The sequence below is a fragment of the Bittarella sp. HCP28S3_D9 genome (genome assembly GCF_052065655.1).
GTDB classification, from domain to species: Bacteria; Bacillota; Clostridia; order Oscillospirales; family Ruminococcaceae; genus Bittarella; species Bittarella massiliensis.
Map to the genome: position 1 here is coordinate 49,928 of NZ_JBQHTP010000014.1, position 14,320 is coordinate 64,247.

At 46.0% G+C, this 14,320-nt stretch carries 12 protein-coding genes, 1 tRNA gene and 1 pseudogene; 1 reads left to right on the forward strand and 13 read right to left on the reverse strand.

Annotated features, from left to right (window positions below):
• Positions 1–13 precede the first annotated feature (13 nt).
• The 4 genes and pseudogenes from ACTNAU_RS08720 to ACTNAU_RS08735 form a co-directional block, all read right to left on the reverse strand.
• A pseudogene (locus ACTNAU_RS08720) lies at positions 14–151 on the reverse strand (ferredoxin); the annotation flags it as partial.
• A 27-nt stretch (positions 152–178) separates the two neighbouring features.
• Positions 179–841 carry a cupin domain-containing protein gene (locus ACTNAU_RS08725; RefSeq protein ID WP_333490518.1) on the reverse strand — a complete coding sequence of 221 codons (663 nt, stop codon included), beginning with the start codon at positions 839–841 and terminating at the stop codon, positions 179–181.
• Positions 838–1,416 carry a hypothetical protein gene (locus ACTNAU_RS08730; RefSeq protein ID WP_118040995.1) on the reverse strand — a complete coding sequence of 193 codons (579 nt, stop codon included), beginning with the start codon at positions 1,414–1,416 and terminating at the stop codon, positions 838–840. Before ACTNAU_RS08730 ends, ACTNAU_RS08725 begins: the two co-directional genes overlap by 4 nt.
• Positions 1,417–1,423: 7 nt before the next feature.
• Positions 1,424–1,639 carry a DUF1858 domain-containing protein gene (locus ACTNAU_RS08735; protein ID WP_050006789.1) on the reverse strand — a complete coding sequence of 72 codons (216 nt, stop codon included), beginning with the start codon at positions 1,637–1,639 and terminating at the stop codon, positions 1,424–1,426.
• 92 nt (positions 1,640–1,731) lie between these two features.
• Between ACTNAU_RS08735 and ACTNAU_RS08740 the strand changes: the two genes are divergently transcribed.
• On the forward strand, positions 1,732–2,394 hold the full coding sequence (locus ACTNAU_RS08740) for a Crp/Fnr family transcriptional regulator (RefSeq protein WP_050006791.1): 663 nt from the start codon (positions 1,732–1,734) through the stop codon (positions 2,392–2,394).
• A gap of 59 nt (positions 2,395–2,453) precedes the next feature.
• Here ACTNAU_RS08740 and ACTNAU_RS08745 read toward each other — a convergent pair whose 3' ends face one another.
• The 9 genes from ACTNAU_RS08745 to ACTNAU_RS08785 all read right to left on the reverse strand — a co-directional run bounded on the left by ACTNAU_RS08745 (position 2,454) and on the right by ACTNAU_RS08785 (position 14,087).
• Positions 2,454–3,977 (reverse strand): DUF438 domain-containing protein, encoded by a 1,524-nt coding sequence (locus ACTNAU_RS08745; RefSeq protein WP_050006790.1) that lies wholly within the window; start codon positions 3,975–3,977, stop codon positions 2,454–2,456.
• Between the two features lie 238 nt (positions 3,978–4,215).
• Positions 4,216–4,593, reverse strand: coding sequence for a TnpV protein (locus ACTNAU_RS08750; RefSeq protein ID WP_050006599.1), 378 nt, complete (start codon positions 4,591–4,593; stop codon positions 4,216–4,218).
• A gap of 351 nt (positions 4,594–4,944) precedes the next feature.
• The gene (locus tag ACTNAU_RS08755; protein ID WP_441098184.1) at positions 4,945–5,484 is read right to left on the reverse strand and encodes a hypothetical protein; all 540 of its coding nucleotides are present in this window, start codon (positions 5,482–5,484) and stop codon (positions 4,945–4,947) included.
• Positions 5,485–5,942: 458 nt separating this feature from the next.
• Positions 5,943–7,733 (reverse strand): ATP-dependent helicase, encoded by a 1,791-nt coding sequence (locus tag ACTNAU_RS08760; protein ID WP_441098185.1) that lies wholly within the window; start codon positions 7,731–7,733, stop codon positions 5,943–5,945.
• The gene (locus ACTNAU_RS08765; RefSeq protein ID WP_441098186.1) at positions 7,730–9,958 is read right to left on the reverse strand and encodes an AAA family ATPase; all 2,229 of its coding nucleotides are present in this window, start codon (positions 9,956–9,958) and stop codon (positions 7,730–7,732) included. The genes ACTNAU_RS08760 and ACTNAU_RS08765 overlap by 4 nt, the downstream gene beginning before the upstream one ends.
• Positions 9,959–10,191: 233 nt before the next feature.
• On the reverse strand, positions 10,192–11,334 hold the full coding sequence (locus tag ACTNAU_RS08770; protein WP_441098187.1) for a hypothetical protein: 1,143 nt from the start codon (positions 11,332–11,334) through the stop codon (positions 10,192–10,194).
• A 76-nt stretch (positions 11,335–11,410) separates the two neighbouring features.
• Positions 11,411–12,730, reverse strand: a complete 1,320-nt coding sequence (locus ACTNAU_RS08775) for a recombinase family protein (RefSeq protein ID WP_441098188.1) — start codon at positions 12,728–12,730, stop codon at positions 11,411–11,413.
• 98 nt (positions 12,731–12,828) lie between these two features.
• Positions 12,829–12,915: transfer RNA gene (locus tag ACTNAU_RS08780), tRNA-Leu, on the reverse strand.
• Positions 12,916–12,989: 74 nt separating this feature from the next.
• Entirely contained in the window at positions 12,990–14,087 is a 1,098-nt protein-coding gene (locus tag ACTNAU_RS08785; RefSeq protein ID WP_441098189.1) for a tetratricopeptide repeat-containing glycosyltransferase family 2 protein, read from the reverse strand.
• Positions 14,088–14,320 lie beyond the last annotated feature (233 nt).

The window sequence follows — 14,320 nt, forward strand, 5'->3', positions numbered from 1 at the left end:
GTTTTCTCCTCATTTAATCAAGAATTCTTCCGTCGCGGGAAATCGTCACAATCTGCCACAGGATGAACTTGCCGCTTGCTTGAAGCGCATTTTTTGCCCCCATTTCGAGGCCTCCGCAGCAGGGCACCTCCATGCGCACGATGGTTACACCCTTGTCAGATCTTCGCCTTCTTCGTTTTTATGATTCTAGGGTCAACAGCAGTGCCATCTTAAACCGCTTGGCTGCCTTGACGCTGTGAATTCCTGCTTTGGCAAAACGGAAATTCTCACCGGCTTTGATGGGATGTTCTTTTCCTTCGTAGCCAATCACGCCCTCGCCATCCAACACGAAGATGAGCGCTTCGCCCGGAGCGGCGTGTTCGGACAATTCGGTGCCCGCATCAAAGGCCATGATAACAAACTTCATCTTGTCGTTATGCACGACATCCATGTTGACGATCTTGCCGTCCTGATAGGGGACAATTTCTGCCAGTCTGAAAACTTCACCCGCCTTGATTGCCTCGTTCATGATATCGCTCCTCCTGATCGAAACTTCTGTATAAACAGCACCTTCCGCTGTTCGTATTCCCATCGGTGTATCCGTTAGGGTTATAATGCTCTCGCTGGTATGGAGGTTCCGCCTAAAGCCGTCTGCCCCGTAGATCTCTATGACGCCTTCCGCCATAATAATCAGTTTGTGATACGGATAAATCTCTGCGCTGATATCCGTATTCCTGGCCAAGGAAAAGCAAATGATGTCGTTTGCTCCGTCATGCACGGCTTTGGAGATCGTGCAGCCGGGAATCGCCGGATTGTCCATTGCGATGGAGAATACTTCTCCGACCTTCTCCTTCATCATCATGTTCTTTTGATCGTAAAGCGGGCATCGTCCCGACTGTCAAGCGCAAAAGGAGTACCATCCAACATGCCGCGCATCACGCAGTCTCGGAGCTCGTAGTAGATATTCGTCTCTCCGTTCCAGTACTGTGCGTGAATATCCTGCGTCATTTGCCAAGAGACTTCATCATCGGATTCAGTTACGACAGCATTCACTCTGTCACACGGCATACCGTTGACGAAGAAATCTTCAAAGATGCGGAAAACGTCCGTAGCTTTTTCTGCGTCCCTTCCGTTCCTCCGGCCATAGCGAAACGCGACTTTGCTGATTTCCTCCAATCTTTCGGGATGCGTGGTAAGGACAGTCTGAATCAAATCCGCATACCTCGTTTCCGCATCATGAATCTGATCTTGAAGCCAGCCGTGGATATTGCTTTCATCAATGACGTCTTCCAATGCGGGCAGGTCTCTGATGTAAGCAGTACGATCTGAAATCCAGCCGTTCCCGGCAGCCATGGAGGCAATCGCTTTGGTGAGTTCCTCCTGCTTGCCAATCTTGTTATACAGCCAGAAGTGGATTGGTCCTAAAAATGCGCTCATGATCCGCTTACTTTCCGCTATCGGCGATTTTATCGTTGATGGCCTTTATGACGCTTTCAGGATCAACCCCATGAACGGCGCAGGCATCCTCAAGACTCTCCGCCTGGGAAGCTGGACAGCCGAGGCAGTGCATACCGATTCCGAGCAGCACCTCCGCCGTTTCCGGGTACTGGTTTACGATTTCACCGATCAAGGTTTTCCTGTTTACAACTGTGGTTCCCATAAGTTTTTCCTCCCTGTTCTTGATTTTCTGCTCTGATTATACTATAATCGAAACAACGCGTATGTTGTTGCAACAACGGAAGGATGATTTTCATGAATACTTTTTTTCTTTCCAACACGCCGCTGTTTCATGGAATCAGCGAGAGCGAAATCTCGGAGCTGCTTAGCTGCCTGGGTGCGAAAGAGCGCAAATACAAAAAGGATGAGATTATTATCCGGGCGGGGTCCTCTGTCAGCGAAATCGGGCTTGTGGAATCCGGCAGTGTGAATATCGTCGTCAATTTTTACTGGGGAAACAGCCATATTTTCGGTCATGTGGGAAAAGGACAGGTTTTTGCAGAAAACTATGCGGCAATTCCCGGCAAGGAGCTGCTTTGCGACGTTGTTGCCTGCGAGGAGACCGAAGTACTCTTTCTGAGTATGCGGAATATGCTGACTACCTGCCCGAGAGGATGCGCATTCCATACCCGCATCATTCAGAATATGCTTCGGATTTCCGCACAGAAGAACCTGAATCTCTCTTCGCGCATGATGCATACCGCGTCAAAATCTCTCCGGGAACGCCTGCTTTCTTATCTTTCGGAGCAGGCGCTGGAACACAGAAGCTCGCGCTTTACCATTCCCTTCGACCGCCAGCAGCTTGCCGACTATCTTGCCGTAGACCGCAGCGCCATGTCCAATGAACTGTCCAAGATGCAGAAGGACGGATTGATTACTTACCACAAGAACGAGTTCACGCTAAATGGATCAACATGATTATTAAGCAAAAAGTCTTCTCGCCGACTTAGACGGGAAGACTTTTGTTTTACCCGGCACTACTTGTTTTCGCCAAGAAAAAATGTTTTTGCAAACTCCATGTCTTGCACAAGCTCCACCGTACCGAGATACGCTCCTGAATTGTCACGCACCGCCATGTATTTCACCAGCATCGTGCGGCCACCCTTTTCCATCCAGACAGGCACCTCGTCACGGCGATTGTTCCTGAAATCGTCGATGATCTGGCGCACCATCGGCTCGATCTTTGGCGGATGGCAGGAGAACACTTCCCGGTCAATGGCCATGCCGGGGCGCTTGAAGACCTTCGGTCCTTCATTGAAGAAGCGGTTAATGTTATCCGCATCCACAAAGGTAATTTCCATCGGGATCGTATTCAAAAGCGCGGTCAGCTGTTCCACGGTCATGTGACCGCCGGGCATTACGATCTCGCCCACCGCATCGAAGACTGTGGAAACCTTCCTGCCCTCCGCAGTCTCCCAGCGTTCCTGTTCCACGCCGAAGCACAGGTCGTAATCCTTCTCGTCGTGGTAGATGCCGTACCATTCCTCCTCTGTGAAGTTCACTGCGCAGATTGGGAACAGGATGTTCTGCTCCTTGTAGATCATTTCCTCGGCCCGGGTCAGCACGGCGTCCAGCCTGGCGCTCCATTCTGCGCCGTGATCGTTTTCCTTTGCAAGCGCACTAAGTTCATCGCGAATCTCGTCGTCCACCGTCCACATCACATCGGAGGGACCGGAGACGCCGTATTTCACCTTCAGCAGGGGATAGAGCATATCGCCCTTTTTGGCATAATGGATCGAAAGATCACGAATCGCCGGGATAAGCGATTCATCCTTGCCCTCCTTAAATCTGGCAAGCAAATCGGTAAGCGCGTCGTTTTCTTTTGTCAGCGTGTACAGAGGATGCCCGGCTATTGCCTCCAGTTCGGCGGCGCGGGCGTTCTTATCCGTGTAGTCCTTTTTGGGGAAGGAGTCTCTCTTCGCCAGCTCCTCATGCGCCTTTTTTCGCAGGAGGGAGGCTTCGACTTCCTTTTCTGCATTGGCTATTTTCTCCTCGGTTGTCGCGCCATGGAACAGGGCGGAGTGGACGTCGCAGAGCCTCTGCACTTCAGAAAGCGGTGTTCCCTCTTTCATGAGCTCCTGTTCCGCCTGCATGATCTCCGATGCCTCGACGTCGCTAAACTCACGGACGAAGTCCGCCCGTACAGTCTCCAGTTTTTCGCCTTCGCCCAGCCTTTTCAGATAGGTCTTGAGCTGTTCGGTGCGGCTTGCGGGAGGATTGTTCACATTTGTTTTCTCCGCACCAGCCTGCGGCGCAGAAGACATGTCCGGCATCTCACCGACAAGCTCGAAGCCTTTGCCCATCAAGGTTGTCACGACATCCATCATAGAGATATTCTTCATCTTCGCGCCTTTGGGAATCGTCATGATCTTGCCGACGGAGTGCAGCATGGGCTTTTTAATGATCTCGGTAAAACCGAGCCCTGCCATGATCTCGATCAGCTCAGGGTATTCCTGTGTCAATTCATAGACAGTTTTATTCAAATCAAGCTTCTTTGCCATAGTGATAGACCTCCTTTGTATTTTTCTGTATTTATTATAAACATACTTAGAAGGATTGTATGTTGTTCAAACAACAAAGCAACACATTTTTTCTGGCCACACTCCAAAGCAAAGCTGATTGCAAATTTGGGCGGAGAATATACTCCTACCTATATCTACTTCTGAATAAGCCGTACAATTATTTGTCAAAAGAGATAAGAGTGGCGGGGATTGCTCCCCGCCGCCCGATACCTTTACCTTATATGTAGATCAGATCATGATTAACGATCTCTGTTGCCCTGTCACGGATGTTATTCATCCGCTGCACCCATTGCATCTGATCCTGCGCTTTGAGCTGTTCGGTGACCCCCTCACGTTCGGCCATTTGCTCTGTCAGCAGGAGCATTTGTTCCGCTGCCTGTTCGTTGATGTCGGCAAGGTATGTATTCAGCCTGCCGCTGGTCAGCAGTTCCGTGTAAAGAGCTTTTCGCTCCTGCTTTATGTGCCGCAGATGCCGCTGCCCCCAAATGCCAATAGGTTTTTCTTCTTCGGCTGGTACTGTCAAGCATGGAATGTAGTAATCGCCCTGCAGTTCGTACCATAAACCGTTGCTTTCGTTATAAATGGTCTTTTCCATTGTGAAATCCTCCTGTATAATAGTTCCGTTGATGTATTCGCACATATGTCACAGGCTCCCGATTGCCACACCTTGTTATATCCTGTTATGGGTTTTTCTTGCCCTTGCTTTTGCCCTTATGAGCTGCGCGGGCGTTGTAGAAACGGTGTAACATTTAATAAAGGGATTCGGTGAGCAGATTGCGAAAAATCCTTTGTTTGGGGCGGTTTCAGAGGACTTCATTAACGCCCTATAATCAGCGGCGAATGCCTATGATTTTGAGGAATTCAAATCCAGATTTGTCTTTTGGCCGACCCATTTTCCCTATTCAAACCAACTATAAAGACACTATACTACAAACCGACCGTTTCCTCAATGAGGAAAAAGCCAGAGAAACGGCGGCCGCAGGCTGTCCATTGGCGCTTCTCCGGCCCCGCTTCTTGGCAGGCGCAAGACCGCTTTCCAATGTCGCTTCAAAGCCCCAAGCGCGCGGGGATGCAATCTGTTCTCTAAAAGAGCGGCACTGTATTTGCAGGCACAAAGCAGTCGGTGAAAAAGCATTATATATGGCTCTCCCACTTGCGGGGCAAGGCTTTTGCCTGGATTTGCGCTGTAAAAGGATGCCCGGCTCACAGCACGGGCACTCCACTCTGGGCAAAAAATTGGAACAAAATTGGCGTTCAAACTCTTTTTTGAATTGATGTGCTTTCGCGAAACGCCCCGGGGGAGTAAAGAAACGTCAGTTTCAAGCATCAAGCGAAGCGAGAAATGAATGGGGATCTCACGATCGTGATTTGCCTGCCAGTATACAGATTCAACCATGCGCAATGCATTTTCACCAAAAATCGGAGGGTCTTGTAAAAAGCACACCACTGCTGGACCATCAGCTTCAAATAACTCTGATTTTGCCATACGGGCGGCTCCGTCATAATAACTTCTCCAGTATCATACATATATCATTCGCGATTTACAAAAACATGCCTGTCAAAATGGCCTCCTCCTCAACAGTAATCCGAAAAGATTGCAAGTGGAAAATATCTTCGGATTTTAGGAGAGGTGTCGATAAAACGGACACCCCCTGCCGACGCGGGCCTAAAGAGGGAAAAAAGAAAGAGCCTGGAACGCGAACTGCGCCCAGACTCTGTCTAATGGGAAGCATTGACAAAAAAGATACCGACCCAAAATGAAAGATCCGAGGTCTGAACTGTTTTGCACTATAAATATTTTCATTTTTGCTTCTCGATATCTCGTGTTACCAGAAAAGAAACTGTCACAATAAAATATGTGCTAACTATTGCTCAGGCTCCAGTAGGTCGACACCAGAGCATCCTAAACTATTAAAGAGCACAAACAATCAATCGAAAACCTTATTAATTATTCTGACTATTTTGAAACTCTTGCAATGCAACCCAAAATGGAGAAGGTTCTTTACTGAACCATTTTCCGTATTTATTTTGCAAAAGCTTCGAACGAATAAGAATACACACTTTTCGTGCGCGACTGACTGATACAAAACAAAGTCGCCTGGCTTCTGCCAATTTTCTTGGAGTGTTATCGTAGAAACTTGGAAAACTATCCTTTTCCATCCCCAACAATATTACAATATCAAATTCAAGCCCTTTAGAACTGTGCCTGGTTGTCAGGACAACTTGATTTTCCGGTATACCAAGCCGTGTTAGAAATGTTATCGTTAGTTGTGTATCATGACTCCGCACTGTTTCCAGCAACTTGTTAAAATTGCTAACCTCGTCAGGGTATCGATTGGAAGCAGTAAAAATAGAAATTATCCCAATCTCTTTATCAAGATAACTTAGCCATTCTAATAAATTGTCTGCATAAGCCTTACTTGCAGTTAAAGTTTCCAAAATTCTTTTTTTGAGAAAAAAGTTATCACTTTCATCAACGATATACTTTTGAGAAATAAACATTCTCCACGTTGAACAAATTTCATCAAAGGAAACCGAGCGTTTATCTGTAACCCATTTTGCACAGTTTTGAATCCAAATGATAAGATCCGTCAGCCGAAATGTTTGACGGGCAATATATGCAGGAATGTTCTGCTTTGAACATTCTTGAGCCAATTCCGTTACTTGTTTATTGCTGCCAACTAAAACTGCTATTTCATGGTATAGTACACCCTCTTCGTGAAATTTACGTATCTTCTCAATTGCCTGTTCATACTGTTCTTCCATCCCAGCGGAACATTCGATAAATTCGAGTTCTGCGTGGAAGTTTCGTAATTCTCCCGAAGCAATATATCCACGGCTACTTTCCAGGATATATTCGGATGCATCAACTATCGTTTGTGAACTTCGATAGTTATTTTTTAACCGAATGCAGGAAACATCTTGGCGTTGGCTTAGTTCTATAAGATAATCGGGAGCAGCACCTTGAAAATCATAAATCGATTGGTCTGCATCTCCAACAGCGAATACCTTGATTTTTGTAAGATCCAAGAGAGTTAAAATAAGTTCATGAAGCGGCTTTCCCAAATCTTGATATTCATCAACAATAATCCAAGGATATTTTGCTTCAAGTGCTTTGCGTACATAGGGCTCATTTTTAATAAGTTCCACAGCCAGTTTTATCATACTAATAAAATCAAGATATCCCTCCTGCATCAGGAGTTCTTCAAAAGAGTTGGCAGCTTTTAGTGCAATGTCATAGCTTTCAATTTCTACACGGCTAATTCCACGTATGTTTCTTGTACGCTCTTTATCTACATCCGTGAGTTTTGGATTTCCTGCATAGTCTTGAGAGTTAAAAAAGCGCTTTTTTTCAGAATCAGAAATTATTCGAATAGGCACTGGTATTTTATATTGAGGATATAGCGACGCAAAAGGGATGATAATTTCTGCAAGACAGAAACTATGAACAGTACCCAGAAAAACATTTTTTCGTTTTTCCAGTCCTAACTTTGCTAATCGACCCTTGAATTCTCGAGCGGCCTCTGTGCTATATGTTAAACACGCAAGGCCACGTGGAGGATAAATCATTTCGGTTAGTAGCTGTATAACTTTCAAAGTCAGAACCGTTGTTTTTCCGCTTCCGGGTCCTGCAATTACAACTGTGTTATTTACAGCTTGATATGCAGCAAACTGCATATCATCTTTGCTTATTTTCTGTAGTTTTTTCTCAAAATAAGCATTCACTATAGTCACCTAACTTTTGCAACAATCGCATCGATTGCATTCGATACATATTCTGGAATCATCGATGCAGATACATATGTGGCTAGCCGCTGGGAGAAGCGGCCTTTACCAATTCCACTATAAGTTGACTCTATTTTGGCAAGACATTTGTCATACCTACCAGCGGAAAGTTCAGCAGAGAAATTATCCTTTTGAGTCTTGCCGCCCTTTGTTAATTGATCAAAAACAGAACATAAAACAGTTCGATCTTGCCCAGTGGACTTTTTGAAAATATCCACCTCAAGTGTGTATTCGCCAATAAAGGCGCCAAGTGTTTCAAAGTATTTGCGCTTTTGATCGTAATCCCAATGAATATACTCAGGATCAACAGCGCCTTGATTCATTTGATAAATACGATCGAGTCCATCAAATCCCTTGCTTACATGACTTGCATCTTCAATATTTCCAAAATGTTTCTTTTCATCAACTATATGATAATAATCACCATCGGTAATAATCACATATGGAATACCAAGTGCACCGGCAAAGCGACAATATGGTTCAAAATTCGTAGAGTTTATGTTGCAAATCACTACGCCCAGACGATCGAGGTCGCATCCTTTGGCTTTTGAAAAACTGGGAACTAAATATTCTTCGGAAATTCCCTCCACAAAAATAATGCCTTTAGCAGTATAAAGTTCTCCTCGTTTGACATCAATGTATCGTGTTAAATCAGAATAATCGTCTGAACGCAAATCAATGTCCGCTGTTGTTTTTACCTTGGTTCCATCTTTTGTGATGATTAGATGAACAAGAGATCTAATGGGTGCAACTGAAGATATATGTGTTGAGTGAGTTGTGATCATCACAGATGTATTAGTTTTATTCATAATATGGCGATAGAGGAGCCGCTGATAAATTGGGTGGAGATGCGATTCGGGTTCCTCGACAGCAAGAATGGTGACGCCATTCGCTGTTGGAACAAAATCCGAAAAGAGCGCATATAGACTATCATATAATGTAGCATCTTGTAGAGCCGAAAGGTTTAAGGCGTAGTCATCAGAACTGGCGGATTTTTCATAACTTCTTTCAAGTAAATGTTCATGATCCTGTTTTATCAATTCACGATATAAATCGCCTGATAGGAATGTTTTGATTGTATCATCCTCAATGAGTAGTAGAATCAAAGCTATATAGAGAATATTGTTGATTCCCAAACTCGTGTTGCCCGTTTCTCGGCTGTTAATTAGAGGTCGTAGGGCATAGAGAAGTTTAGTCGCATCAATATTCATTGTTTTTAGAGAAACATTGAACTCATCTGCGCTAAAGGACACCATGTCATTCAATAACCGCTGCAATCTACTCTCTAAATCATTTACTTGACCAATTTGTAAAGTATCTGCGCCTTTTTCATCAAGAGCCTTTGATATCTCTGAAAGTACATCCTTGCTAACAGTATATTTTTGTTTAATAATTTGTGTTAGAGGAGAAGTCCGGGAACTTTTCATTTCTGCCTCAACATCACGGATGGCTTTTATCACACGAATATTAAGTATTTTTCGATCTTCATATGTAAAAGCCCGGCTTTCATCATTTCCCTTATAGATGATATAACTATAGTCTGGTTTTGCAGCATCTTTTTTAAAAAACTTGTAGCTGATTTTTAGTCTTTCTTTGCCTTCCACCATCGCCGACGCATCAGCCAACTGAGCAAGTAAATTCTTATTATCCTCGAAATTTGCGAGATAAATCTCAATTAATATATGGTGCCCATTATCCATAGGGTTTTCTATACCATCCCAAAAATCGGATTCTTCAAGCATTCTGTCTTTTTCAGAAAGCGTTGGATCAAGAATCAGTTGAAGTGCGTAAAGAAGATTGCTTTTGCCAACTGCGTTTTCACCAATTAATACCTGCTTTTCACCAAGAGAAAAATCTACTGAATGGAAGTTTCTGAAGTTTTCAATATGAACTCGACAAATATACGGTTGTGTTTTCATCCCGGTTACCCTCTTTTGAACGATTCTCCAATTTCTTATTCCAGAGGAAGTATCAATGAAGTACTTCTTACTGCATGTATCACAGTGAAGATATACATTATGCTCTCTAAATCCTGGGATATTGTCATGCTCCTCAATAATTGTTCCTCTTCCACAAGGACATTCATATTCAAAATATTCTGTGTCACCGGCACCTGCACCATATCCTGGATGCTGTTCACACTTAGCAATAATTCTTTTAGTCCGCATATACATCTGCCCCTTTTTGCAAAGAAGCCGCATGAGAATACACCCACACGGCTGCCTTGGTGGCACAAAGGCTCACCGTAGAACTATTACATATATTATAAAGGATAAGTCTGGAAAACTCAAAAATTTATCTCAACTACAACGAGTATAGTGAAGTCGATCCAATTATAAAACTGTAATACCACACAGTTCGGTTTTGTTCCTGAGTCCCAAGCATAATTTCCGATTTGTGGTCAATTTTAGAATGGCAAATTAGCATCCCAAAAAGATTCGTTGTCAGGGGTACTGTCATTCTGAACTACATTCTGTTGACGATTTCCTGATTGAAAAATTAAGTATTTCCCCTTTAGGAAAAAGAGTAAACCATAAATTCTGTTATATAGGTACTCTATAAACATTGAATCTTTAAGGGGCTCACGTTCTTTCTTTGTCGATACGCTAAGATACTCATTATGTCTAATATCAAAGAATTCATTGACAATTTGTTGTATTTCATTTACTTCTCGAATGAGAACACTATACATCTTACTATTCTCGTTGGCGGTGGCCATTAACGCACTCTTTTGCTTGAGACTTTTCCCAGTAAGTTCTTGATTCGAGATGCCATTTATTAAAGAAAGCAAGTATTGCAGAGCATCTGTAATATAGTTCAATGCTGTATGCTTGTCTAGCCAATTTGAGCCTAATATGCGTTCTTCTGACCATTGGATTTTACTCTCAAGCATCTGGAAGTTAATGATGGGGACATTTTTCTGTGATGTCTTATATCCTTTCTTAATAAGCTTCCCACTTTTGAGCTCATATGGCATTGAAAAGCGAGAAAGCATTTTGTTGACTTCCACCGTAAATTTATATCTCTTTTGAACTTGAATAAGCTCTCTATAAAATAGTTCAATCAATGCTTTGATATCTAAAAAAGCGCAATGGTCTTTATCCTCATATTGATTAGAATACGGTGTACCAAAATGCATTCTACATAGACTATCAAAATCAAGACTTAAGTAGTATGTACCGCCATTCCAATTGTCGTACTCTATATATTGGACGCACAGCAAATCTGCAGAAGGAAGTTCTGTATACATCCATTCCCGAAAAGCTGTCCAGAAACGATTTACAGGTGCTTCTTCTTTAAGTTTCGCATCTTCACGTTGCACTTCAAAGCGAATTTTTTCTATTAATTGAATGATTTCTTGTTGTTCGTTACTCCAGCCATCATTTTGTTCGCAATATTCAATTAGCTTATTAAGGTCGAAAATCATTTCAGGAATAGAAAGAGTACCGCTTTCTAAACTCTCAATGTAGACTCCAACATACTCGGCACGGGCATGTTCTTTAAATATATTTAAAATTGTTGTTAATTGCATCTCGATTTCTTTTTTCATGGAATACCTCTAACACAAGTAGCATTATGAAAATGTACGGTCAAAGAACCAATGCAACTTGGAGGTTACACAAGAGCTAATGAAACCATAAGTATAAACCTAAAAAAATTATACCATAAACAGTCCCATTTCTCAACAAAAAAGCAGGTACAGAGAAATGCTGGCAGACCATGCGCTGCCGGTGTTTCTCTGTACCTGCTTTTTTGTGAAGCGGCTGGGTAATTTCAAATCCTCCGACAAAACGGATGCGGATTTCCTCTTTGGAAAGCACGGTAATTCTCTCAACGATGCGATACACTAATATGTCGGAGTATTCTGTCAGGTCGAGATCCTCCGCGCGGATTAGTTCCATGATTTCCTTAACCTTGCTTTCTCTGCCGATATTCTGTTGCGCGGCAAGCTCCGCTCGTTTTTTCATCTGCTTTAGCCGGAGCATTTCGTCACTGGTTTGCTTGATCCGTAAGTCAATGATTTCGTTTCCGTCCATCATCAGCAATCTGTCCAATTCCTGATCCAGCTCGTCGAGCCTGTTCTTGATGACGATGGGGCTGGCTTCCTCACTTTCTCCGGCAATGCAGTGTATCAGGGTATCCTGCAGTGCCGCGGCCATTTCCTCCTGCTGACCATGTATTAGGGAGCGAATGGTTTCCAGTATGTCGGAGTGAAGAGCGCCTTCTTCAAGGCTGGGAGAATTTCCGCAAGATTTCGGCCCGAACTCCAGCCGGTTGATGCAGCGCCAGACGATTTGTTTTCTTCCGTGGATATTCCATGTTACCCTGCGGAAGTAACAGCCGCAGTCGCCGCAGACCAGCCGTTCGGATAGGGCATATTTACTGGTAAATCTACCACGGTTCGTTTTGGCTTTTTTTGCATTGGCAAGCTTTTTGCTGTTCCTGCGGGCAATTTCCTCTTGGATTCTAAAAAACATTTCTCTTGGAATGATGGCAGGATGATTGTCTTTAATGTAATATTGCGGAAGCTTTCCATTGTTCTTTTTGATTTTGCCTTCGATAAAATCGGCGGTATGGGTTTTCTGGAGTAGGACATCGCCCATATATTTTTCATTCTGCAAAATACGCTGGATGGATTCGGTGCTCCAATTTTTGTTGCCGATGGCGGTTAAAGCCCCCATAGTTTCTAAAGTCTTTTTAATGGTGCGCAAACTATCGCCGTTCAAGAAGTTTTGTGCAATGAGCCGAATGATTTTTGCTTCTTCCGGCACGATTTCAGGCTCGCCATTTGCGCCCTTGCGATATCCTAAGAAATTCATGTATCGAAAGGTGAAGTGCCCTTGCCGGTAGCCCATATAAAACGCAAAATAGCGGGGCCTCCGACCTGAAAAATCAGGCGAAGACCCCGCTATGGCGGGTTTATCTGCGGATAGCTGTTTGGACATCCACGGTAAAACCGTTTTTCGGATTTTGATCCAAAAAAACCGCAAACCCGCATGAAACCTAAGAAAAAAGGGTTGACATCTTTTTTGTCAACCCTTCATGGTGCCGGTGGCCGGACTCGAACCGGCACGCTGTCACCAGCGGTGGATTTTGAGTCCACTACGTCTGCCAATTCCATCACACCGGCATTTTTAGTACGTTGTTATTATATACGTTCCCCCTGCAAAATGCAAGCCCTTTTCCCCCTCCCGCCACGAGGGGTCACGCGCCCTCCTTCGCGCCTGCCCCCCGCTGCCGCCGCGCCTGAAAATAGGCCCGGTTTTGCCGCACTGAGGGGTGATCCGGCTTGCTGCGGGCGGCGAGCTCGTTTTCCTCCTCCGCCCGACGCCGATCCCCCAGGCGGTCGTAGCAGACGCACAGCTGAATGTGGGGCAGAAAGCCGTAGCAGTCGGGCTCCGTAAAGCCGCCCGACGCGGGGTCAAAGGGGACTTCCAGCGCCCGGCGGTACCAGTATATCGCCCGCAGCCAGAGCCCTTTATCGAAAAACCGACGGGCAATGTCGCAGCAGACCTCCGCCCGCGGCCGGTCAAAGGCAAAACTCCAAAAAAGGGCCCGCAGCGCCCGCCCCGGCTGCCCCTGCCGGTCCAGGCAGCGGGCCAACTCCCGGCAGGCGCTCACCTGGTTTTCCACCCAGCCCTGGCCGCCCTCCAAAAAGGCCGTCAGCACCCGCTCCCCCTCCTCCAGCCGGCCGGCGTAGCAGAGTTCCCGCCCAAAATAGAATTGCTGGCGGGGGGTGAGGGGGCCCTTGGCCGCCTCCTTTTCAAAGATGCGCAGATTTCGCCCCGGGTCCCGTCGGTGGAGCTTTTGGTGGGTGACGGCGATTTCCCGGCGGATCACCCTGCCCTGCGGGGTCACCGCCTCGTGCACCGCCCCCTCGAAGCGAAAGCCCCGATCCCGCCGCCAGAGCCGTTCCCGGTAAAAGGAGAAGGTGGGCCGCCCCGCCCGGTCAAAGGCGGTGTTGTAGCGCAGCATCACCATGTCCACCGATTTGTCCAGCTCCCCCTTGAGGGCGATCAGCGCCTCCCTGTCTGCGGGCAGCAGCACATCGTCGGCGTCCAACCAGAAGAGGTACTCCATCCGCCCCTTCTCCAGGGCGAAGTTGCGGGCGGCGGCAAAGTCGTCACACCAGGGAAAGTCGTACACCCGCGCCCCCTTTTCCAGGGCGATCTGCCGGGTGCGGTCCCTCGAGCCGGTGTCCACCACAACCACCTCGTCGGCCACCCCGGCCACACTGTCCAGGCAGCGGCCCAGAACGTCCTCTTCGTCCCGAACGATCATGCAAAGGCTAACAGTCGCCAAAGCCCATTCCCCCTTCTCCCCGCCGAGGCGGCGGCATGGGCCAGTCTATGCGCCGAAAGGAAAGGCTGTTCCCCCGCAAAATTTTTCCCCGCCCCCTGCAGCCGATTGCACTGGCGGGTTTTTCCATGTACAATAGCAGGTGTTCCGCCCGTTTTCGACCGGCGTCGCGGGGGTGCGGCAGAGGGGATTTTCCCCTCTCTCCCCGGCGGCCGGACAGGCGGCAATCTGCATGT

Coding starts and splice junctions, on each gene's coding strand:
- ACTNAU_RS08740 (WP_050006791.1), top strand. CDS start 1,732: ATGAATACTTTTTTTCTTTCCAACACGCCGCTGTTTCATGGAATCAGC.
- ACTNAU_RS08765 (WP_441098186.1), bottom strand. CDS start 9,958: ATGTATATGCGGACTAAAAGAATTATTGCTAAGTGTGAACAGCATCCA.
- ACTNAU_RS08730 (WP_118040995.1), bottom strand. CDS start 1,416: ATGAGCGCATTTTTAGGACCAATCCACTTCTGGCTGTATAACAAGATT.
- ACTNAU_RS08735 (WP_050006789.1), bottom strand. CDS start 1,639: ATGGGAACCACAGTTGTAAACAGGAAAACCTTGATCGGTGAAATCGTA.
- ACTNAU_RS08775 (WP_441098188.1), bottom strand. CDS start 12,730: ATGTCCAAACAGCTATCCGCAGATAAACCCGCCATAGCGGGGTCTTCG.
- ACTNAU_RS08750 (WP_050006599.1), bottom strand. CDS start 4,593: ATGGAAAAGACCATTTATAACGAAAGCAACGGTTTATGGTACGAACTG.
- ACTNAU_RS08745 (WP_050006790.1), bottom strand. CDS start 3,977: ATGGCAAAGAAGCTTGATTTGAATAAAACTGTCTATGAATTGACACAG.
- ACTNAU_RS08755 (WP_441098184.1), bottom strand. CDS start 5,484: ATGGCAAAATCAGAGTTATTTGAAGCTGATGGTCCAGCAGTGGTGTGC.
- ACTNAU_RS08770 (WP_441098187.1), bottom strand. CDS start 11,334: ATGAAAAAAGAAATCGAGATGCAATTAACAACAATTTTAAATATATTT.
- ACTNAU_RS08725 (WP_333490518.1), bottom strand. CDS start 841: ATGATGATGAAGGAGAAGGTCGGAGAAGTATTCTCCATCGCAATGGAC.